This window comes from Pseudomonas atacamensis, assembly GCF_017167965.1.
In the GTDB taxonomy this organism is placed as follows: Bacteria; Pseudomonadota; Gammaproteobacteria; order Pseudomonadales; family Pseudomonadaceae; genus Aquipseudomonas; species Aquipseudomonas atacamensis.
In genome coordinates, this window is the sequence record NZ_CP070503.1 from 1,469,530 (window position 1) to 1,490,163 (window position 20,634).

The 20,634-nt window shown below is 61.1% G+C and carries 17 protein-coding genes and 1 pseudogene; 5 read left to right on the plus strand and 13 right to left on the minus strand.

What is annotated here, in order from left to right:
• From JWU58_RS06760 to JWU58_RS06785, 6 genes are read right to left on the minus strand one after another with little or no spacing between them, the layout of a single operon-like run.
• A complete protein-coding gene (locus JWU58_RS06760; RefSeq protein ID WP_206421658.1) occupies window positions 1-1,329 on the minus strand; it encodes a DUF58 domain-containing protein in 1,329 nt (442 codons plus the stop codon).
• Complete coding sequence (locus tag JWU58_RS06765) at window positions 1,326-2,327, minus strand: AAA family ATPase (RefSeq protein WP_122507718.1); 1,002 nt, start codon at window positions 2,325-2,327, stop codon at window positions 1,326-1,328. Before JWU58_RS06765 ends, JWU58_RS06760 begins: the two co-directional genes overlap by 4 nt.
• Complete coding sequence (locus JWU58_RS06770) at window positions 2,324-3,487, minus strand: DUF4350 domain-containing protein (protein ID WP_206421659.1); 1,164 nt, start codon at window positions 3,485-3,487, stop codon at window positions 2,324-2,326. Before JWU58_RS06770 ends, JWU58_RS06765 begins: the two co-directional genes overlap by 4 nt.
• Window positions 3,484-5,022, minus strand: coding sequence for a DUF4129 domain-containing protein (locus JWU58_RS06775; protein ID WP_206421660.1), 1,539 nt, complete (start codon window positions 5,020-5,022; stop codon window positions 3,484-3,486). The genes JWU58_RS06770 and JWU58_RS06775 overlap by 4 nt, the downstream gene beginning before the upstream one ends.
• Complete coding sequence (locus JWU58_RS06780) at window positions 5,009-5,986, minus strand: stage II sporulation protein M (RefSeq protein ID WP_206421661.1); 978 nt, start codon at window positions 5,984-5,986, stop codon at window positions 5,009-5,011. The genes JWU58_RS06775 and JWU58_RS06780 overlap by 14 nt, the downstream gene beginning before the upstream one ends.
• Window positions 5,983-6,699 carry an RDD family protein gene (locus JWU58_RS06785; RefSeq protein WP_206421662.1) on the minus strand — a complete coding sequence of 239 codons (717 nt, stop codon included), beginning with the start codon at window positions 6,697-6,699 and terminating at the stop codon, window positions 5,983-5,985. Before JWU58_RS06785 ends, JWU58_RS06780 begins: the two co-directional genes overlap by 4 nt.
• Before the next feature lie 267 nt (window positions 6,700-6,966).
• Between JWU58_RS06785 and sbcB the strand changes: the two genes are divergently transcribed.
• Window positions 6,967-8,397: an exodeoxyribonuclease I gene (sbcB, locus tag JWU58_RS06790; RefSeq protein ID WP_206421663.1), complete on the plus strand. Its 1,431-nt coding sequence runs from the start codon at window positions 6,967-6,969 to the stop codon at window positions 8,395-8,397.
• 98 nt (window positions 8,398-8,495) lie between these two features.
• On the opposite strand, the gene mvaT is transcribed toward sbcB, so the two are convergent.
• Window positions 8,496-8,873, minus strand: a complete 378-nt coding sequence (gene mvaT / locus JWU58_RS06795) for a histone-like nucleoid-structuring protein MvaT (protein WP_016773476.1) — start codon at window positions 8,871-8,873, stop codon at window positions 8,496-8,498.
• Window positions 8,874-9,210: 337 nt separating this feature from the next.
• Between mvaT and purU the strand changes: the two genes are divergently transcribed.
• The gene (gene purU, locus JWU58_RS06800) at window positions 9,211-10,059 is read left to right on the plus strand and encodes a formyltetrahydrofolate deformylase (protein ID WP_041479808.1); all 849 of its coding nucleotides are present in this window, start codon (window positions 9,211-9,213) and stop codon (window positions 10,057-10,059) included.
• 81 nt (window positions 10,060-10,140) lie between these two features.
• Complete coding sequence (locus tag JWU58_RS06805) at window positions 10,141-10,317, plus strand: hypothetical protein (protein ID WP_016773478.1); 177 nt, start codon at window positions 10,141-10,143, stop codon at window positions 10,315-10,317.
• On the opposite strand, the gene JWU58_RS06810 is transcribed toward JWU58_RS06805, so the two are convergent.
• From JWU58_RS06810 to JWU58_RS27690, 5 genes and pseudogenes are all read right to left on the minus strand, one after another.
• Window positions 10,301-11,299 carry a glucosaminyl phosphatidylglycerol flippase gene (locus JWU58_RS06810; RefSeq protein ID WP_110602535.1) on the minus strand — a complete coding sequence of 333 codons (999 nt, stop codon included), beginning with the start codon at window positions 11,297-11,299 and terminating at the stop codon, window positions 10,301-10,303. The genes JWU58_RS06805 and JWU58_RS06810 overlap by 17 nt on opposite strands.
• A complete protein-coding gene (locus JWU58_RS06815) occupies window positions 11,296-12,066 on the minus strand; it encodes an N-acetylglucosaminyl phosphatidylglycerol deacetylase (RefSeq protein ID WP_206421664.1) in 771 nt (256 codons plus the stop codon). The genes JWU58_RS06810 and JWU58_RS06815 overlap by 4 nt, the downstream gene beginning before the upstream one ends.
• Entirely contained in the window at window positions 12,059-13,150 is a 1,092-nt protein-coding gene (locus tag JWU58_RS06820; protein ID WP_206422166.1) for an N-acetylglucosaminyl phosphatidylglycerol synthase, read from the minus strand. The genes JWU58_RS06815 and JWU58_RS06820 overlap by 8 nt, the downstream gene beginning before the upstream one ends.
• Window positions 13,151-13,366: 216 nt before the next feature.
• Window positions 13,367-14,131, minus strand: coding sequence for a methyl-accepting chemotaxis protein (locus JWU58_RS27685; protein ID WP_425375757.1), 765 nt, complete (start codon window positions 14,129-14,131; stop codon window positions 13,367-13,369).
• A 93-nt stretch (window positions 14,132-14,224) separates the two neighbouring features.
• Window positions 14,225-15,256, minus strand: a pseudogene (locus JWU58_RS27690) (HAMP domain-containing protein); the annotation flags it as partial.
• A gap of 186 nt (window positions 15,257-15,442) precedes the next feature.
• Between JWU58_RS27690 and JWU58_RS06830 the strand changes: the two are divergent.
• Entirely contained in the window at window positions 15,443-16,930 is a 1,488-nt protein-coding gene (locus JWU58_RS06830) for a helicase HerA-like domain-containing protein (protein WP_041480025.1), read from the plus strand.
• Between the two features lie 91 nt (window positions 16,931-17,021).
• Here the strand turns inward: JWU58_RS06830 and JWU58_RS06835 are convergent, their stop codons facing one another.
• Window positions 17,022-17,477: a DUF721 domain-containing protein gene (locus JWU58_RS06835; RefSeq protein ID WP_041479804.1), complete on the minus strand. Its 456-nt coding sequence runs from the start codon at window positions 17,475-17,477 to the stop codon at window positions 17,022-17,024.
• A 308-nt stretch (window positions 17,478-17,785) separates the two neighbouring features.
• Here JWU58_RS06835 and secA point away from each other — a divergent pair, with 308 nt between their 5' ends.
• The gene (secA, locus tag JWU58_RS06840; protein WP_038861039.1) at window positions 17,786-20,527 is read left to right on the plus strand and encodes a preprotein translocase subunit SecA; all 2,742 of its coding nucleotides are present in this window, start codon (window positions 17,786-17,788) and stop codon (window positions 20,525-20,527) included.
• Window positions 20,528-20,634: the final 107 nt, after the last annotated feature.

The window sequence follows — 20,634 nt, forward strand, 5'->3', positions numbered from 1 at the left end:
CTAGATCGTGGCGGATTTTTTCCAGTCAAGATAGCGGCTCACCAACGCGGCTCCCAACTCCGCGGGCCGAACATCCATCACGACAACTCCATGAGCATTCAACTGCTCATGGAGTTCTACCCGTTCATTCAAATAGTTCACCGTTCCGCAGTAGGCTAATGCTTCGGGCAGTGTTTGCACTGGCGTCTGGCGTAACGTATCCAGCGCTTCCTCGCGCAGGCTCGCCACCAGCACCCGATGTTGCGCGCTCAACCGTCTGACCGCGCCCAGCACTTGATCATCGTCATCGCGCAGATTGGTCACCAGCACCACCAGTGCCCGGCGTTTTTGTCGGGCCAGTAACTGGCTGGCGGCGGCCTGATAATCGGCAGGGTGTTGCGTAGGTTCGAGGTCATACACGGCGTTGATCAAGACGTTCAACTGGCCGCTGCCTTTGACGGGGGTTACATGGCGTGGCGGATCAACGGCGAAGGTACTCATGCCCACCGCATCCCCTTGGCGCAACGCCACATAACTGAGCAGCAGGCAGGCATTGAGCGCGTGATCGAAGTGCGACAGCTCACCATCGTGACTGCGCATCTGCCGGCCGCAATCGAGCAGGAAGATGATCTGTTGATCGCGTTCGTCTTCGTACTCGCGGGCAATCGGCGTGCGCTGGCGGGCGGTGGCTTTCCAGTCGATCTGGCGCAGGCTGTCGCCTTCGCGAAATTCGCGCAACTGATGGAACTCCTGACCCTGACCGCGACGTTGTCGCTGACGTATGCCGAGCTGGCTGAGCCAGTTGTCGACGGCGCGCAACTCACCGCCGTAAAGCCGGGCGAAGTCCGGGTAGACACGGGTCTCGTCGCGGACGCTGAGCAGGCGTTTGCCGGACCATAATCCCAAGGGGCTGGGCAGGTGGACTTCGCACTGTTCGAAGCAGAAATGCCCGCGTTCGAGAGGTCGCAGACGGTAGGTGAGCTGACTGACATGGCCGGGTTGAAGCTCGACGACTGTTGGCAGATATTCAAACGCGAGGCCGTCGGGTACGTGGTCGAAGAGATTGATGTTCAGTGGCTCGGCAAACTCATGGGCGACCTCCAGCTTCACCTCTCCCCAGCGCCCGAGCGCCAGGCTGCCGGGCATCTTTCGTTTGATGCGCGGCGAGGGCAGGCGTCTGAGGCGTACGGCGTCGATAACCGCCAAGGCCAACAGCGCCAGGAGCAACCCCCAGTTGATCGAAATCAGGCTCGAAGGGAGCTCTCTGCCAAGTGCCTGAAAGGCGCCGAGCACGATGCTGACGACCAGCAGCAACGCCAGCCAGATCAGCAGCAGCCGTGAGGGTTTCACAGGCGCGGCGCCGGCACTTGATCGAGCAATTGCGCGAGCACCTGATCGACCTGCAGGCCTTCGATGTCCAGCTCCGGTGCGATGCGCACGCGATGGCGCAGCACCGCCAGCGCGCAGCCTTTGATGTCATCCGGAATCACGAACTCGCCGCCGCGCAACAGCGCCCTGGCCCGGGCACAGCGAACCAGTGCAATCGAGGCGCGCGGTCCGGCGCCGAGGGTCAGGCCCGGCCAGGTCCGCGTGCTGCGCGCCAGGCGCACGGCGTAATCGAGCACCTGATCGTCCAGCGGCAGATCGCTTGCGATGCGCTGCAAGGCTTGAACATCCTTGGCTTGCAACACCGTGCGCAACGGTTGCACATCGAGCATGTCGGCGCGGGTCGAACGACAGACCTGACGGACCATGTTCAGCTCCTGATCGGCGTCGGGATAATCCATGCGCACCTTGAGCATGAAACGGTCGAGCTCGGCTTCCGGCAGCGGATAGGTGCCTTCCTGTTCGATCGGGTTCTGCGTCGCCAAAACCATGAACGGTTGCGCGATGGGCAAGGCGCGACCCTCGAGCGTCACCTGGCGCTCCTGCATGGCTTCGAGCAATGCCGCCTGGGTTTTTGCCGGGGCGCGGTTGATCTCGTCGGCCAGCAGCAGGTTGGTGAACAGCGGTCCTTTGCGCAGCTTGAACTGCTCGGTCTGCAAGTCGTAGACGGCATGGCCGGTGACATCGCTGGGCATCAGATCCGGGGTGAACTGGATGCGTGCAAACTCGCCGCCGAAGCATCGCGCCAATGCCCGCACCAGCAAGGTCTTGCCCAGCCCGGGCACGCCTTCGAGCAGCACGTGGCCGCCGGCGATCAGCGCGGTCAGGACATCGTCGACCACCGCATCCTGGCCGATCAGCGCCTTGTTCAATTCATTGCGCACTGCCTGCGCCAGCTGGCTGGCGCGCTGGCGTTGCTGGGCGGCGTGCGTCACGCTGCCGGGCTCGATCTGTTCAGTCATAACGCGTTCCTCAAGGTTTGCAGATGAGCGACCTGACGGCTGAATTCGGCGCTGGACAAACGCTGGTTCGGACGTGGGCTCAGGGCCTGGCTGATCGCCCGGGTGGGTTGCCGGGTCAGGCGCGATAACGCCAGCCATTGCTCGGCCACATTCAATTGATCGAAACCGGGATGGCGGCGGCGGGCGCGGCGCAGGATGTCTTGCTGCAAGGCTTGCAGCAGCGCCTGCTGGCCGTTGTGGCGCAGGAGGAAGTCGGCGCTCGCACGCAGATGCTCCAGCAGTTGGCGGCGACCCGCTGGGGCTGGCATTTGCACCGGGCCGTGACGCACGCCGGCCTGCCACAACCACAGGCCGATCAAGGCGAGCAGGGCGACGATGGCCTGCGGGAAGTAGCGCCAGAGCAAGGTCCACAAGCCATCGTGCGCGGTGTTGTAAATCAGCGTGACGTCGGTGTCGGCGCTCAGGTACCAGAGTAGCCAGGCGTTGTCGTATTTGCCGATAGCGCCGGTTTTCCATAACTCGGCATCGGTGACCACGGTGATCGTGCCGAGGCCGTACACCCGTTGCATCATGTGCGTGGCTTTGGCGCTGTTGGCCCAGGCTTGCGCGACATTGTTCGGGTCGTCGAGGTGGAAGTCGGTGTCGAAACCGGCGTAGGCCGGCGCGTCTTCGTCTTCCAGATACAGTTTGGTCAGTTTCGGGAAGCGGTCCTTTTCCACGTCCCTTGGTGGATCTTTCAAGTCCTTGCTCAGCGATTGGTGCAGTTGCACCTTATCGAGCAGCAGATCATTGCTTTGCCCGGTTTGCGCATCCCACAACGATTCGGCGACGAACACCAGACGTCCTCCGGCGCGAGTCCAGTTCAACACCTGATCGACTTCACGCGGCGTCATCCGCGCGCGCTCGCCGAACAACAACAAGGTGTGGCTGTGCGGATCAATCTGCGGCAGCACCGCCAGGGTCTCGGCGTGACTGACCGCGAGGCCGCGCTCGCGCAGGAACATTTCCGCCGCCAGATAAGGATTGGCTTGCGCGGCAGGCGAGGGGCCGTGATCGACGGTTTCCTGATAGGGCCGGGCCTTGAGGTAGAGGAACAGGCTCAAGCCGCCCAGCAGCACAAGCGCCAGCGCAGCCAACGACCCGCCGATGCGCCGGTTCAATGCCTGGATCCTTTGCCGAACAATTCACGCCAGCCGTTACACAGCTCTGCTTGCAGGTGCGCGGCTGGAAGTCGGTGCCCGTAGGCCATGTTCTGCCAATGAACGGTGAGGTTGCGGCTGTAGGCGAGCAGGTCCGGGCGTTGCAGTTGTTCAATGCGTTTGAGGATCTGGTTTTCCGTGTCGGCGGCTTTCAGCGTCAGGTTGAAATCATGCAGCAGACGGCTGAGCAGGCCGCGATAGAGCAGGCCCAGCGCGGCGCGAGGTTCGCTCAGCCACAATTGTTCGGCACTGGCGGCGATGTCATCGGGAAGGGTTTCACGGTTCAGATCCAGCCCGAAGACCTGTGGCGGCGCCGGCGGTTTGCTGCGCGCTGGCAGGTTCGGGCGGCGGCTGACGAAAGCCCCGAGGAATTCGCGATAACGCCAGGCCAGCCAGCCCAGCGCGGCAATCAGCGCGCCCCACAACAGCACCTCAATCACGTTCGCCAAGGCATCAAGGTGCCGACCGTCGAGCCAGCCGAGCAGGGTTTTCAGCCACTGCGGTGCCTCACCCGCTTGCGCGTCTTTGGCCGGACTTGCCGGGTCGTCGCCAAAGCGATAACGGGTGACGCTTCCCTTGTTCTTGAACGGCGGTTGTTCGAGCAGCGACTCAATGCTGTCGCGCGATGCCTGACTGGTCAGCGGCTGATTGAGCAACCGTGGAGCATCCGGCGCATCGCTGGCCCACACCGGTTGCAGGTTCGGCAGCAGCAGACACGCCGCCAGCAACACGCCGAGCACGCCGTTGTTCAAGCGCTGGCGCAAACGGCGGAAGACCAGCTCGATGTCCCAGGCTTCCAGTTGTGTGCGGCGGTTCAGGTACAGGCTGAAACCGCAGGCGACATACACCGGTCCCCAGGCCACCAGGATCAGCGCATAAAAAACGTTGGTCAGGTGCTCCAGCCAGCGCCAGTCCTGATCGGCGGCGAGCAGCAGTGACTGCCAGTCCCAGTCGGTTTCGATCTGCTGCGGCAAGAGCATGTAGAACAGCAGCATCAAGCCGATCCACAGCGCGGTTTCCAGATGCACGCCGATAATCGTCAGCCATTGCGCGGCGCCGCCGTTGCGTTGCAGCAGCACCTGCAGACGTTGTTGTCTGGCCTCGCCGTCGAGACCTTCGAGTTGCGTCACCGGCAGCACAAAGCTGCGACTCAGACTCAGCCGTCGCCAGGTCAGACTGGCCAACAGTTGCGGCCTGAGCAGGCGCGGCCATTCACGCAAGGCTTGCTTGAGCGTCGGGGTTTCGCCGAACAGCGCTTTGGAGAGGATGTACAACGGCAGGCGTTCGTAGGCCGGTTTCAGCCACCAGAAAATGAACACCGCCAGCGATGGCGAATCCCACAGCAACAGGCTGAGCAGGGCGAACAGCGGCAGGGTGACGATCGCCCAACTGGTCATCAACAACCGCCGATGCTGCTGGCTCATCAATACGCCCAGGTCCATGGCTTCCCAGGTCGTGCGCGGGCGGATCACTACGCTGGCGTCACTCAGGCGCATGACGAATCCTTCCGGCAAACGACAGATAAACCACGACGGCCAGCCACAGCGCGGCGCCGACGGCGTATTTGGTCAGCGGCGTGACACTGGTTTTCGACGACCAGTAAGCCTCGATAAAGGCTGCGATCAACAGGAACAGCATGGCCCCACACACCAGCAACACACTTTTGCGCGCGGCCAGACGCAGCGCCTCGCCCCATGTCAGGCGTCCGGGGGCGATCAGCGCCCAGCCCAACTTCAGGCCCGCCGCTCCGGCGAGGGCGATGGCGCTCAGTTCGAACGCGCCGTGGCCGATCACGAACGACCAGAAGGTCTGGCCGAAACCGATCTCGCTGAGATGCCCGGCCACCGCGCCGATGATCATGCCGTTGTAAAGCAGGAAAAAACCGCTGCCCACGCCCATCAACAAACCGCTGGCGAACGTCTGAAAGGCGATGCCCGTGTTGTGCATGACGTAATAGCCGAACATCACCCAGTCTTCGCTGGCCGCCCGTTCGGCCGAGCGTCCGAGGTGGCCGACAACGGGGTCGTACATGCCCTGCATCTCGCGCACCTGTTCGGCCGGAATCAGGTTGTAGATCAGTTCCGGGTTCAGATAAACCAGTACGCCGAAACCGATCAGGCTGCCGAAGAACAACAGGCTGGCGACCGCAACGAAGCGCCACTGTTCGCGCACCAGTCGCGGGAAGTCGGCGAGAATAAAGCTGATGATGAGCGCCCCGAGGCGACTGCGATGCCGATAGAGCTGTTGATGGCCGCGCAGCACTTGCTGCTGTAATGAATCGATCAGAAAACTGCTGTAGCCGCGCGCCTGGGCCAGAGCCAGATGTTGGCAGAGACGCCGATAGGCCTTGGGAAAATCGCTGACTTGCGCTGTCTCCTTGTCTTGTTCGAGGCGTTCGAGCGCCACGGCGAAACGCTCCCATTCGGCCTTGTGGCGACTTTCGAACAGGCTCTGCTTCATGGGGTCGGCCCCAACAAACCGCGCGCGATGCCGTTGAGTCCAGACACGGCCTTGGGCGCAGAGATGTGCAGCGGCTGCGCCAGCAATGCCGCCAGCTCGTTGACCCGTGCGGGAGAGAGTTCGGCCTGGCGCTCGGCGAAACCGAGTACCGCGCGTTGTTCGCTCAAGGTCAGCGGAACGGGGCTGCGACGAGGTTCGGCATCAGGCAGTTGCGGGCGGCTCAGCGGGCGCTCGCTATAAACCACCAAGGTGCCAGCGGCGATGTCGCCGAGGCGTTTGAAGGTCGGGTGTTGCAGGCAACTGAGCGCACCGAGGAAATAGCCGAAGGGCAGCAAGTCGACAAAGCGCAGCAGGTTGCGCAATAGCGAGGCCGACCAGCCGATCGGCGTGCCGTCATCGTGCACCACGCGCAAACCCAGCCATTGCTTACCCGGCGAACGGCCCTGACGCAGCACCTCGAACAACACCATGTACCACCAGCTGATGGCAAACAGCAGCAAAGAACCGAGGCCCATGCCGAGCTTGCCGAGAAATGCCAGCGCGATGAACAGCACAGCGAGGATCAAGCCGCGAATGCCCAGATCGATGGCAAACGCCACGGCGCGCACCATCAACCCGGCGGGGCGCAGTGGCAGGTCGATGCCTTCCGGCGTTTCGACCTGATGGCGCGTATCCAGCGGTGCTTTCCTTCGCGGTGCTGTGGGCTCGAGCATGGGCTACCTGATCTTCGCCTGTTCGGGGTGCAAGTGCGCCTGATGCTAGCAGCCTCTCGGGTGTGGGAGCGAGCCTGCTCGCGAATGTAGTGGGTCAGTCAGCCTGTGGGCAACTGACAGAACGCCTTCGCGGGCAGGCTCGCTCCCACAAGGGCAATGCATTCCAGTTGTAGGAATCTGGAGAAATTGCTGGTCCAGGGCTGCGAGGCTGGCCGTGGCAACCCTGAAACGCCTAGACTTCGCCGATCTTCTGTTCAGGATTCGCCCGTGACTTCAATCTTCTGGTACGACTACGAAACCACTGGCATCAATCCGCGCAACGACCGACCTCTGCAAGTTGCCGGGATTCGCACCGACCATGCGCTCAACGAAATCGACGAGCCGGTCAACCTCTATTGCCAACCCAGCGAAGACATCCTGCCGCACCCGGCGGCATGCGCGATCACTGGCATCACCCCCGGTCAGCTCGCTGAAAAAGGCCTGAGCGAAGCCGATTTCATGACTCGCGTGCATGCGCAACTGGCCACACCGGGGACCTGTGGCGCCGGTTACAACACCTTGCGTTTCGACGATGAGATGACTCGCTACAGCCTGTATCGCAATTTCTTCGACCCCTACGCCCGTGAATGGCAGGGTGGCAACAGTCGCTGGGATCTGATTGATGTGGTGCGCGCCGCTTACGCATTGCGCCCGGACGGTCTGGTCTGGCCGACCGATGATGAAGGCCGCGTGACCCTCAAGCTCGAACGCCTGACAGCGGCCAACAATATCGATCACGGCCACGCCCACGAAGCCCTATCGGATGTGCGCGCCACCATCGCGTTGGCGCGGCTGATTCGCGAGAAACAACCCAAGCTCTACGAGTGGCTGTTCCAGTTGCGCAGCAAACAGAAGGTGATGGATCAGATCCGCCTGTTGCAGCCACTGGTGCATGTGTCCGGGCGTTTCTCGGCGGCGCGCAGTTATGTCGGCGTGGTGCTGCCGCTGGCCTGGCACCCGAAGAATCGCAACGCCCTGATCGTCTGTGATCTGCATCTTGATCCGCAGGGGTTGCTGGACCTCGATGCGCAAGCCCTGCGTCAGCGTCTTTATACCCGTCGCGATGAGTTGGCCGAAGGTGAGTTACCGGTACCGCTCAAGCTGATTCATATCAATCGTTGCCCGGTTGTAGCGCCGCTGGCGGTATTGCGCGCACAAGACCAGCAGCGCCTTGGGCTGGACATGGCGCTTTATCAGGAGCGGACAGTGCGACTAACTGACGCACAACAAGTCTGGAAAGATAAAGTCGCGGCGATTTATGCCAGCGAAGATTTCACTCCCAGCGAAGATCCCGAGCAGCAGTTGTACGATGGATTTATCGGTGATCGTGATCGTCGTTTATGCGAACAAGTTCGAACGGCCGACCCTGCGCAATTGGCGCAAGAGCACTGGCCTTTCGATGATGAACGTTTGCCTGAATTACTTTTTCGATATCGAGCACGCAACTTTCCGGACACCCTGGATGTGGCCGAGCAAGAGCGCTGGAAATTATTCTGTCAGCAGCGCCTGACGCAACCCGAGGCAGGTGCGCCGAATACCGTGCAGTCATTTATCGAGGCCGCCGAGCAATGGTCGCTTAGTGCGTCACCGATGCAGCGAGAGGTGCTCAATGACTGGCAGAATTATGTCCAGGCATTACGCAAACGTTTGAATCTGTGAAATCGAACATGCCCGGACAATAAATTACGGGCATAAAAAAACGCCAGCGCTGGCTGGCGTTCTTTTGTTCGCGGATCGCTCTGCGAAGGCGTTGCGGCTTAGCCCAGCAGGGTCGCCCAGCCTTCAACCACGTCGCCGCCCCACTTGGCTTTCCACTCTTTCAGAGTCTTGTGGTTGCCACCTTTGGTTTCGATGACTTCACCGTTGTGCGGGTTTTTGTATTGCTTAACTTTGCGTGCACGCTTGGTGCCGGTAGTTTTTACTGCGCCGCCACGTGGAGCCTTGGATTTGGCTTCTGGATCCAGCAGCGCGATGATGTCACGCAGCGACTTGGAGTATTCACCCATCAGCGTGCGCAGTTTGCCTTCGAATTCCAGTTCGGCTTGCAGTTTGTCGTCTTCGGACAGGTTCTTCAGACGGGCTTGCAGCTCTTTGATGGCTTCTTCGGTGGCGCGATATTCGTTGATCAAGGACATGAGTACTACCTTTTGTAGAATGCTGAATGACAGGGGACAGTGCCGCAATAATAGTCAGGCTGTTTCATCAAGTAAACATTTAGATCGGCTTTTTATTTAAATGAGTTACAGGAATTAGCCGCGCTTTGAATGTTCAGTTAAATAATGTGATGCAGTCAGCACAGATATTTACAGTTGTCTGACAAAAGCCCCACTAAAGCGTCACGGTCTTGACGTAAGACCTGCGTCAGAAAGCCGTTTCGCCATGCTTTGTCCCACCCGGCGCGTATGCGTACTGCAGTTTTCCTGCGCAGTCGCTAGAATGGCGGCCTTTGTGAAGTTCTGGAGTTTCCCCCTCATGCGCACTTTTCGGCTGGTGATTTCTTGCCCGGACCGCGTTGGCATCGTTGCCAAAGTCAGTAATTTTCTGGCCTCTCATAATGGCTGGATCACCGAAGCGAGCCACCACTCTGACAATCAAGTGGGCTGGTTCTTCATGCGTCACGAAATCCGTGCCGATTCGCTGCCGTTCGGTATTGAAGAGTTGCGCGAGAAGTTCGCGCCGATCGCCGAAGAGTTCTCGATGGACTGGCGCATCACCGACACCGAGCAGAAAAAACGCGTGGTGCTGATGGCCAGCCGCGAATCCCACTGCCTGGCCGACCTGCTGCACCGCTGGCACAGCGATGAACTGGATTGCGAAATCGCCTGCGTGATCTCCAACCACGACGACCTGCGCAGCATGGTCGAGTGGCACGGCATCCCTTATTACCACGTGCCGGTCAATCCGCAGGACAAGCAGCCGGCATTCGACGAAGTGTCGCGGCTGGTCAAACAGCACGACGCCGAAGTGGTAGTGCTGGCGCGCTACATGCAGATCCTGCCGCCGGACATGTGCCGCGAATACGCGCACAAAGTCATCAACATCCACCACAGCTTCCTGCCATCGTTCGTCGGCGCCAAGCCGTATCACCAAGCGTCGCTGCGTGGTGTGAAACTGATCGGCGCAACCTGCCATTACGTGACCGAAGAGCTGGACGCCGGCCCGATCATCGAGCAGGACGTGGTGCGTGTCAGCCACAGCGACAGCATCGAAGACATGGTGCGTTTCGGCCGTGACGTCGAGAAGATGGTGCTGGCCCGCGGCCTGCGTTATCACCTGGAAGACCGCGTGCTGGTGCACGGCAACAAGACGGTTGTGTTCTGATCAAGCACGCCACGCTTGAAAAACCAGGGGCCTGGGCGTTGAATCGCTCAGGCCCTTGTCATTTGAGCCCGAGGAAAAGCCATGAGCGATCCACTGGACAAAGCCACTTCCAAAGCCCCCGCCACCCTTGGTGAAGGTTGCCTGAGTCGTTACGACCCGGATGACATGAGCCCGGACGACGGCACCGAATTCCCCGGGGCCGCCGAACTTTGGGAGCAACTCCAGCAAGAGCAGGACGAACCTAAGAAGCCTGCCTGACGTTCATCAACTTCTTCAGCAACGGCTTGCCCAGCATCAATACGAACACCGGCCCGCCCACCAGCAGATAGAAGTAATACGTCACCACGCGCCAGATCAGGATCGCCGCCGCTGCGGTGGACTTGCCCACCATGGGTGCGAGCAGCGCGGCGGAGGTCAATTCTGCGGCTCCCGCGCCGCCAGGTAACAGGCTGAATTGACCGGCGCCGAGCGAAAGCATCTGCACCAGAAAACTCCATGCCCACTGCAAATCCGCGCCGAGCCCGCGCAAGGCCAGATACAGCACGCTGTAGCGCAGCAGCCAGTGCACGCAGGTCAGAGCAAAAACCTGAACCAGCGTTTGCCAGGGCAGTTTCAAGGTATCGGTAAATGCCGCGAGGAAGTGCAGCAACTTGCGCGCCCAGCGACGGCGAGTGCGTGCCGTAATGTTCATTCCCGCCAACAGCCGCCCGCTCAAGCGGATCAGGGCACGGTGATAACGGGCGATCAACACGCAACTGAACAAACCGCCAAACAGCGAAACGGCGCTGACGGTCAGCAGCCACTCGAGACGATCGCTCAGGTGCTGAAACAGCGCGTAAATCAGAATCCCGCTCAGGGCGCAGAGAAAGAACAGCAGATCGCTGAGCTGATCCATGGCAAACACCGCGCTGCCCCGCGCCGGACGCACGCCGCAACGGGCGAGCAGAGCCATGATCGTCAGCGGCCCGCCGCTGCCACCCGGCGTGGCGCAGTACGCGAACTCGGCCGCCATCACCACGCCGAGGCTTTTCAATGGCGCGACCTTTTCACGCTGGTCGCCGAGCAACAAACGCAGGCGCAACGTATTGATGCCCCAGCAGAGCAGAATCATGCCGAACATGATCAACAGCCAGTTCAGCGGGAAGCTGCGCAGGCGCGCCCAGGTTTCGCCGCCGCCGAGCAGCACCGGAATCAGCACCGCCGCGAGCAGGCCGATCAGCAACAACAGGCTGCGCTTCATGCTGCGCGTTCCAGTTGTCCGCGCTGTCGGGCCAGCCAGTCGATTTTGGTCAGCGGCATGCGTCCTTCCGCCAGCAGCCGCTGCAACGTGTGCAACCAGTAATCGCGAGAAAAGCGGTGACGCATGTCCACCGGATGCAGCCCCAGGCGAATCACCGATGCCTCGCGCCAGCGCTGTTCACGCTGCTCGCTGAGGATTTTCGACAAGCCGCGCCGCCAGGCACTGCGCGCGCTCCACACCAGCCCCGGTGCAGCGATAGCGCTGAAGTCGGGCAAGCGATAAAGGTGCTGCGGATCGCTGGTGTAGCTGAGCGGCAATTCGCGCAAGGCCTGGCGCGTGCCGTCGCTCATCAGCCAGGCCGGGGCGACGAAACCCTGCACCGGCCAGTCGTAGCGCTGAAACATCTCCAGACCCGCGTGCAGGCGGTTCAGGGCTGCTTCGCGGGACAAGCGGTAGAACTCGCCTTCATGGGTGTAGACCCGGCGCATGAACCAGTCGCGCGGGTTGTTCGGCAGGGGTTCCTGATCGTCGTGGTAGTAGCCGTGCAGCGCCAGTTCATCGCCTCGGGCGACCCTGGCATCGAGCACTCGGCGAAACGCCGGGTTGGCGTCAAGCGCATCGTGGCGATGGAAATCCGGCACCACCAGCCACGTCATTGGCACATCACCCAAGGCATCGACAGCCTCGACGAAGGGCTGGTAATCCGCCCACGTCGAGGGCGCCACATCATGCAACACCAGACATACGGCTTTCATTTCTTCAACCATTGGCCACCCGTGGCAGCGTATGGCCGAGCACCGCGTGATAGTGGCTGAGCAGACTGTCGACCACGGTGTCCCAGGCGTAATACCGTTCGACGTGCTGGCGCGCCTGTTGACCGAGGCGGGCGCAGCCGCGACTGAACAGCTCACGCACGGCGTTGGCCATGGCCTGGGGATTGTTCGGCGCGCAGAGCAGGCCGCAGGAATCGTTGACGATTTCTTCAAACGCCCCGGCCGCCACCGCCACCACGGGAATGCCGCAGGCCATGGCCTCAAGGATGACCAGCCCGAAGGTTTCCTGGTCGCCGGCATGCAGCAGCGCATCGGCACTGGCCATCAGCCGCGCGACTTTCGGCGCCGGGCAGAATTCGTCGATGACGCTGACGTTGTCCGGCACCGCCGCAGGCATCGACGAGCCGACCAACAACAAGTGATAACGCGGACCAAGGCGCTGCATGCACTTGAGCAGCACCGGCAGGTTTTTCTCCTTGGAACCGCGCCCGGCAAAGATCAGCAGGCGCGTGTCTTCGGCAATGCCCAGCTCAGCCCGCAAGCCAGGATCGCGGGCGTCGGGATGGAAAGTGTGCAGATCCACGCCCAGCGGTTGCACATGGACATTGCGCACGCCAAGCCCGATGAGCTTGTCGGCCATGACCTGGCTAGGCGCGAGCACACGATCGAAATTGCCGTACAGACGAGTCACGTAAGCCTCGACATTCGGCGTGACCCAATGGCCCATGCGATTGCCCGCCAGCAGCGGCAGATCCGAGTGATAAAAGCCGATCACCGGCACATCCAGCTGCCGCCGCGCATCCAGCGCTGCCCATGCGGTGAGGTAGGGATCGCCGACTTCGATCAGATCCGGCTGCAGATCCTGCAAGACGTTTCGCCATGGCGCCAGGCGCAGGGGGAAGCGATAACCTTTGCCGAAGGGCAGGGCAGGCGCCGGAACCGTGTAAATGCCGTCATGTTCACCCAGTCTCGCGCCGGGGATCAGCAGGCTGTGGCGAATGGCGTTGCGCTCGCCAAGGCGACGGTGTTTGGCATCCAGATAAGTCCGCACGCCTCCGCTGGCCGGGGCGTAAAACATGGTGATGTCGGCGATATGCACGGTGAGCAACCCTCCGCTGTGTCGTTCTCCCTTGATTGACCTTTATCCAGAATAGATGTTCGGTCGGGATTGCGCGGTGGGGTGTCAGTCGGGTTTCGTTGAAAGGTAGATATTCGCGAGCAGGCTCGCTCCCACAATGGAATGCATTTTCCCTGTGGGAGCGAGCCTGCTCGCGAAGTGGCCAGTCGCCGCAGCTTAAATCCTGAAGCTGCCCACCAGTTGCTTGAGACGCGAAGCCTGCTGCTCCAGATCCGAGCACGCGCGCAAGGTCGCTTGCAGGTTTTCCACGCCTTCCTGGTTCAGCGTGTTGATCTCGGTGATATCGACGTTGATCGACTCAACCACCGCAGTCTGCTCCTCGGTCGCGGTTGCCACCGACTGGTTCATCCCATCAATCTCGCCAATGCGCAGGGTCACGCTGTTCAGGCGTTCGCCGGCGAGGTTGGCGATCTCGACGCTGTCCTGGCTGTGGCGCTGGCTGTCGCTCATGGTGCTCACCGATTCCCGGGCGCCGACTTGCAGCTCCTCGATCATGGTCTGCACCTGCTGTGCCGATTCCTGAGTGCGGTGCGCGAGGTTGCGCACTTCGTCGGCCACCACGGCGAAACCACGACCGGCCTCACCGGCGCGCGCCGCTTCGATCGCTGCGTTCAGCGCCAACAGGTTGGTCTGCTGGGAAATACTGGTGATCACCTCGAGAATCTGGCCGATGTTGACGGTCTTGCTGTTCAGCGACTCGATGTTGGTGCTGGACGCGCTGAGCATGCTCGACAACTGGTTCATCGCCTTGATGCTGCGCTCGACCACCTGCTGACCATCTTCGGCCAGCCCCCTGGCATCGCTGGCCTGATTCGACGCTTGCGCGGCGTTGCGGGCAATTTCCTGGGCGGCGGCGCCGAGTTGATTGATCGCGGCGGCAACACTGCTGGTGCGCGAGGCTTGCTGGTCGGAGTTGTACATCGACGAATTCGACGCAGCGACCACGCGCAGCGCGACTTCGTTGACCTGGCCGGTGGCCGAGGACACTTCGCGGATCGAACCGTGAATACGTTCGACGAAGCGGTTGAACGCGGTGCCGAGGATGCCGAATTCATCGTTATTGACGATGATCAGCCGTTTGGTCAGGTCGCCTTCGCCGTCGGCGATGTCTTCCATGGCACGGGTCATCACGTGCAGCGGCTGGATCAGCAGGCGGATGAGCATGCCGAGCAGGGCAATGATGATTACCACGGCAATGATGGTTGCGATTACCGCTGAGGTACGGAATTCGCTGAGCATCGAGTAGGCCTGATCCTTGTCGATCGACAGGCCGATGTACCAGTTCACCGACGGCAGGCCCTTGATCGGGGCAAAGGTGACGATGCGGGTTTTGCCGTCGACGCTCACTTCGCTGAAATCGCTGCTGATGCGCGGCGTGTCCTGCGGGTAGGCTTCTTTGAGCGACTTCATTACCAGTGCCTTGTCCGGGTGGACGAGGATCTTGCCGTCGGCGCTGATCAGAAACGCATAACCCATGCCGTCGAAATCCCGCGCGGCGAGGGTGTCGACCAGCGATTGCAGGCTCAGGTCACCACCGACCACGCCAACGCTCTGCCCGGCCTTTTTCGACGCGGTGGCGATGGAAATGATCAACTGGCCGGTGGCCGCATCGATGTAGGGTTCGGTCAGGGTCGAGGTGCTGCTGCTTTCGGCACCTTTATACCAAGGGCGTACGCGCGGATCGAAACCGTCCGGCATCTTCACGTCCGGGCGGATGGTGAAGTGGCCAGTGGCATCGCCCAGATAGGTGGCCATGAACGTCGAGGTCAGGCTTTTCTGTTCCAGCAGGCTGGCGACCGTGGCAGGTTCCGGGTTGATGGCGATGTTCTGCGCGGCGTTCTCGATCAGCAGGATGCGCCCGCTGAGCCAGGTCTGGATATTGCCGGCGGTGACCTCGCCCATTTCATTGAGGTAGTTGTTCAGGTCATCGCGGATCGCATTGCGTTGCAGCCAGTCGTTGTACAACGTGAACGAGGCGAAAGCGGCAATGACGATGAGAGCGGCGGCAAGCAAAATCTTATGGCTGAAGCGCAGGTTTTTGTTCATGGCTTGGGGTTCCGCTAAGGTCTTAATGTCCTGGGCGTGCTTTGATAGAGACGCGCACTATGGGCAAGGTTGAAAAACTGATATTTCCGGCTCTCCTTAGGGAAATGTCCGACCCGATTTTCTGATGGGTCTATCCAATTTATGTATCGGCCATGTGTCATCAAAGATTAACCATTGGGTGAGAAAATGCCTGACTCTTCGCAACTCGTTATCGGCGCTGATCCGGCCGCGCAACCCATCGCTCAGGCCATGCGCCTGGCCAACCGCCACGGGCTGATCGCTGGCGCCACCGGCACCGGTAAAACCGTGACGTTGCAGCGCCTAGCCGAAGCGTTCAGCGACGCCGGTGTGGCAGTGTTCGCTGCCGACATCAAGGGCGACCTGTGCGGCCTCGGTGCTGCTGGCAACCCGCAGGGCAAAGTGGCCGAGCGCATCGCCGGCATGCCCTGGCTCGGTCACACGCCGCAGGCTTATCCCGTGACGCTGTGGGACATCCACGGTGAATCCGGTCATCCGCTGCGCACCACGCTGAGCGAAATGGGTCCGCTACTGATCGGCAGCCTGCTCGAGCTGACCGACAGTCAGCAGTCGGCGCTTTACGCGGCCTTCAAGGTGGCGGATCGCGAAGGGCTGTTGCTGCTGGATCTCAAGGATCTGAAAGCGCTGCTCAATCACCTCAAGGACAACCCGCAGTTGCTCGGCGAAGACGCGGCGCTGATGACCACCGGTTCCAGCCAGGCGCTGCTGCGCCGTTTGGCGACGCTGGAACAGCAGGGCGCCGAAGCCCTGTTCGGCGAGCCGGCGCTGCAACTTGAAGACATCCTGCAACCGGGCGCCGATGGCCGGGGACGCATCCATCTGCTCGACGCCAGCCGTCTGGTGCACGAGGCGCCGAAGGTTTACGCAACGTTCCTGCTGTGGCTGCTGGCCGAGTTGTTCGAGCAACTGCCCGAGCGCGGCGATGCTGACAAGCCGCTGCTGGCGCTGTTCTTCGATGAGGCGCACTTGTTGTTCGGCGACACGCCCAAGGCGTTGCAGGAACGCCTGGAGCAAGTGGTGCGTTTGATTCGTTCCAAAGGTGTTGGCGTGTATTTCGTCACCCAGTCGCCGGCGGATCTGCCGGATGACGTGCTGGCGCAGTTGGGCTTGCGTATTCAACACGGCCTGCGTGCGTTCACCGCCAAAGAGCAGAAGTCCCTGCGTGCGGTTGCGGATGGCTTTCGGCCGAATCCGGCGTTCGACAGTCTGTCGGTGCTGACTGAGTTAGGTATTGGTGAGGCGCTGGTCGGCACGCTGACCGAGAAGGGCACCCCGGAAATGGTCCAGCGCGTGCTGGTGGCACCGCCGCAGTCGCGGATCGGCCCGCTGACCGAAACCGAGCGCACCGTGCTGATCGCCGGCTCGCCGTTCAAGGGCCGTTATGACAAGCCGATCGATCGCGAGTCGGCCTACGAGATTTTGATGGGCCGCAAAGGGCTGGCGCCCGAGGCTGAAACACCAGCGGGCAAAGCGGCGGCCGAAGAGCCGAGCCTGGCTGACCGCGCGGGAGAATTCCTCGGCACGGCGGCAGGCCAGGCGCTGAAATCAGCGATGCGCCAGGCGGCCAATAACCTTGGCAAGCAGTTGGTGCGCGGGTTGATGGGGTCTCTGCTCGGAGGCAGCAAGCGCCGCTAAAAATCAAAGATCGCAGCCTTCGGCAGCTCCTACAGTTGAAATGCATTCATTCTGTAGGAGTTGCCGCAGGCTGCGATCTTTTGCTTTTGCTTCAGGTTTTGCTTTTGGCATGCGCCGCCAACCGCTCCAGCGCCGCGCGCAATCCCGGATCGCTGATCCCGTCGGCCGTCGACTGAATCGTCTCCGCCGCACTGCTGGACAAATCCATGGTGTGTCCAACCGCCCGATGTTGGACGATCGGCGGGCGCACGCTGAATTTGATCCGCGTCAGGTTGGCGAACTCTTCGAACAATTGCAGCTGTCGTTGCAGACGTTTCTGCTGATAGCGCAGGCGCGTTGCCCAATGGCCGTCAGTGACCACCAGCGACAGCTCGCCTTCGCGCCACTTGGCTACCCGGCAATGCTCGCGGGCGGCCGGTTGCAGCTGGCTTTCGAGCAGGCGCTGCAAATGCTCCAGACGCTGGGCATGGCCGAGGATGGCTTTGAGCGGTTTGGCTTCACGTAACAGAACGGCGGGTGCTCTGGCCGTGAGAGGGCGAAACGCCATGATCGAACACCTGAAGGAACAGAGGCGCCATGGTAGCAGAAAGCTGCGGAACCTCTGGGCCATTGCTTTTGTCCCTGATTTGCTCATTAAATCAACGCCTGACTTCTTTCCCCCGACGGGTTGAAGTTGAGCAAAACGCCCCTATTTTAAGTGAGCCCCGTCAAAGCGCAGTGCCAGCATCGTGGAACATCGCCACTTTCCTCACCACCGTTTCCGGGTAGAATGCTCGTTCGCATGCGGCCATGAGGGCTGCACGGGCGACTCACGGGGCCGCCCTCCATCCCTTTAGTGTGGAAGATCCTGCCGATATGTTTGCGCCTTTGTTAAAGAAACTTTTTGGAAGCAAGAACGAGCGTGAAGTCAAACGCATGCTCAAGACGGTGCAGCTCGTCAATGCCTTCGAAGAGCAAATGGTGGCCCTTTCGGACGATCAATTGCGCGCCAAGACCGCCGAGTTCAAGGCCCGTATCGCCAAAGGGGAAACCCTCGACAAGCTGTTGCCGGAAGCCTTCGCCGTCGCCCGCGAGGCCGGCAAGCGTGTGATGGGCATGCGCCACTTCGACGTACAACTCGTCGGCGGCATGACCCTGCACGAGGGCAAGATTGCCGAAATGCGCACCGGTGAGGGCAAGACCCTCGTGGCCACCCTGGGTGTTTACCTCAACGCACTGTCCGGCAAGGGCGTGCACGTTGTGACCGTGAACGACTACCTGGCCCGCCGTGACGCCAACTGGATGCGTCCGCTGTATGAATTCCTCGGCCTGACTGTCGGCGTCGTGACGCCGTTCCAGCCGCCGGAAGAAAAGCGTGCCGCCTACGCCGCCGACATCACCTACGGCACCAACAACGAATTCGGTTTCGACTACCTGCGCGACAACATGGCGTTCAGCATGGATGAAAAATTCCAGCGCGAACTCAACTTTGCCGTGATCGACGAAGTCGACTCCATCCTCATCGACGAAGCGCGTACCCCGCTGATCATTTCCGGTCAGGCCGAGGACAGCTCCAAGCTGTACATGGAGATCAACAAACTGATCCCGCAGCTGGAACTGCACGTCGAGGAAGTCGAAGGCCAGGTCACCAAGGCCGGTCACTACACCGTTGACGAAAAGACCCGTCAGGTCGAACTCAACGAAGCCGGTCACCAGTTCATCGAAGAAATGCTCACCCGCGTCGGCCTGCTGGCCGAAGGCGAGAGCCTGTACTCGGCGCACAACCTTGGCCTGCTGACACATGTCTACGCCGGTCTGCGTGCGCACAAGCTGTTCAACCGCAACATCGAATACATCGTCCAGGACGGTCAGGTCGTGCTGGTCGACGAACACACCGGTCGTACCATGCCGGGTCGTCGTCTGTCCGAAGGCCTGCACCAGGCTATCGAAGCCAAGGAAGGTCTGAACATTCAGGCCGAGAGCCAGACCCTGGCCTCGACCACCTTCCAGAACTACTTCCGTCTGTACACCAAGCTGTCGGGCATGACCGGTACCGCCGACACCGAAGCGTTCGAATTCCACCAGATCTATGGTCTGGAAGTCATGGTCATCCCGCCGAACAAGCCGTTGGCGCGTAAAGACTACAACGACCTGGTGTTCCTCACCGCCGAAGAGAAATACGCGGCGATCGTGGCCGACATCAAGGAAAGCATGGCTGCCGGTCGCCCGGTGCTGGTGGGTACCGCGACCATCGAGACCTCCGAGCACATGTCCGAATTGCTCGTCAAAGAAGGCATCGAACACAAGGTTCTCAACGCCAAGTTCCACGAAAAAGAAGCTGAAATCATTGCTCAGGCCGGTCGTCCGGGTGCGCTGACCATCGCCACCAACATGGCCGGTCGTGGTACCGACATCCTGTTGGGCGGCAACTGGGAAGTGGAAGTCGCTTCGCTGGAAAACCCGACTCCCGAGCAGATCGCCCAGATCAAGGCCGACTGGCAGAAGCGTCACCAGCAAGTGCTGGAGTCCGGCGGCTTGCAGGTAATTGCTTCCGAGCGTCACGAATCGCGCCGTATCGACAATCAGCTGCGTGGCCGTGCCGGCCGTCAGGGCGATGCCGGTTCGAGCCGCTTCTACCTGTCGCTGGAAGACAGCCTGATGCGCATCTTCGCCTCCGACCGGGTGAAGAACTTCATGAAAGCCCTGGGCATGCAGCCGGGCGAAGCGATTGAGCACCGCATGGTGACCAACGCGATCGAGAAGGCGCAGCGCAAGGTTGAAGGCCGCAACTTCGACATCCGCAAGCAACTGCTCGAGTTCGACGACGTCAACAACGAACAGCGTAAAGTGATTTATCACATGCGTAACACGTTGCTGGCCGCCGACAACATCGGTGAAACCATCGCCGACTTCCGTCAGGACGTGCTCAACGCTACCGTCAGCGCGCACATTCCGCCGCAATCGCTGCCAGAGCAGTGGGACGTGGCCGGTCTGGAAGCGTCGATCGAAAGCGATTTCGGCGTGAAACTGCCGATCCAGCAATGGCTCGACGAAGACGATCACCTGTACGAAGAAACCCTGCGCGAGAAGCTCATGACCGAGCTGATGGCGGCGTACAACGAGAAAGAAGACCAGGCCGGTGCCGAGGCGCTGCGCTCGTTCGAGAAGCAGATCGTCCTGCGCGTACTCGACGACCTGTGGAAAGACCACCTGTCGACCATGGATCACCTGCGTCACGGCATTCACCTGCGTGGCTATGCGCAGAAGAACCCGAAGCAGGAATACAAGCGCGAGTCGTTCACGCTGTTCTCCGAGCTGCTCGATTCGATCAAGCGCGACTCGATCCGCGTGCTCTCGCACGTTCAGGTTCGCCGCGAAGATCCGGAAGCCGAAGAGCAACGCCTGCGTCAGGAAGCCGAAGCACTGGCGGCGCGCATGCAGTTCGAACATGCCGAAGCGCCTGGGCTGGATCAGCCGGAAGCCCTGGGTGAAGAGGTCGATGTGGCACTGGCCACTGCCGCTGCCCCGGTGCGCAACGAGCAGAAGCTGGGCCGCAACGAGCTGTGCTACTGCGGTTCGGGCAAGAAATACAAGCATTGCCACGGGCAGATCCAGTAAAACCCGTTTCAATCGCTGAACACCCGCGCCGCGACCGGCTCCTGCCGTCGCGGCGTTTTGCCATTTATCCCACCGTCCTATTCCGTGACGGTGGTGACATCATTGAG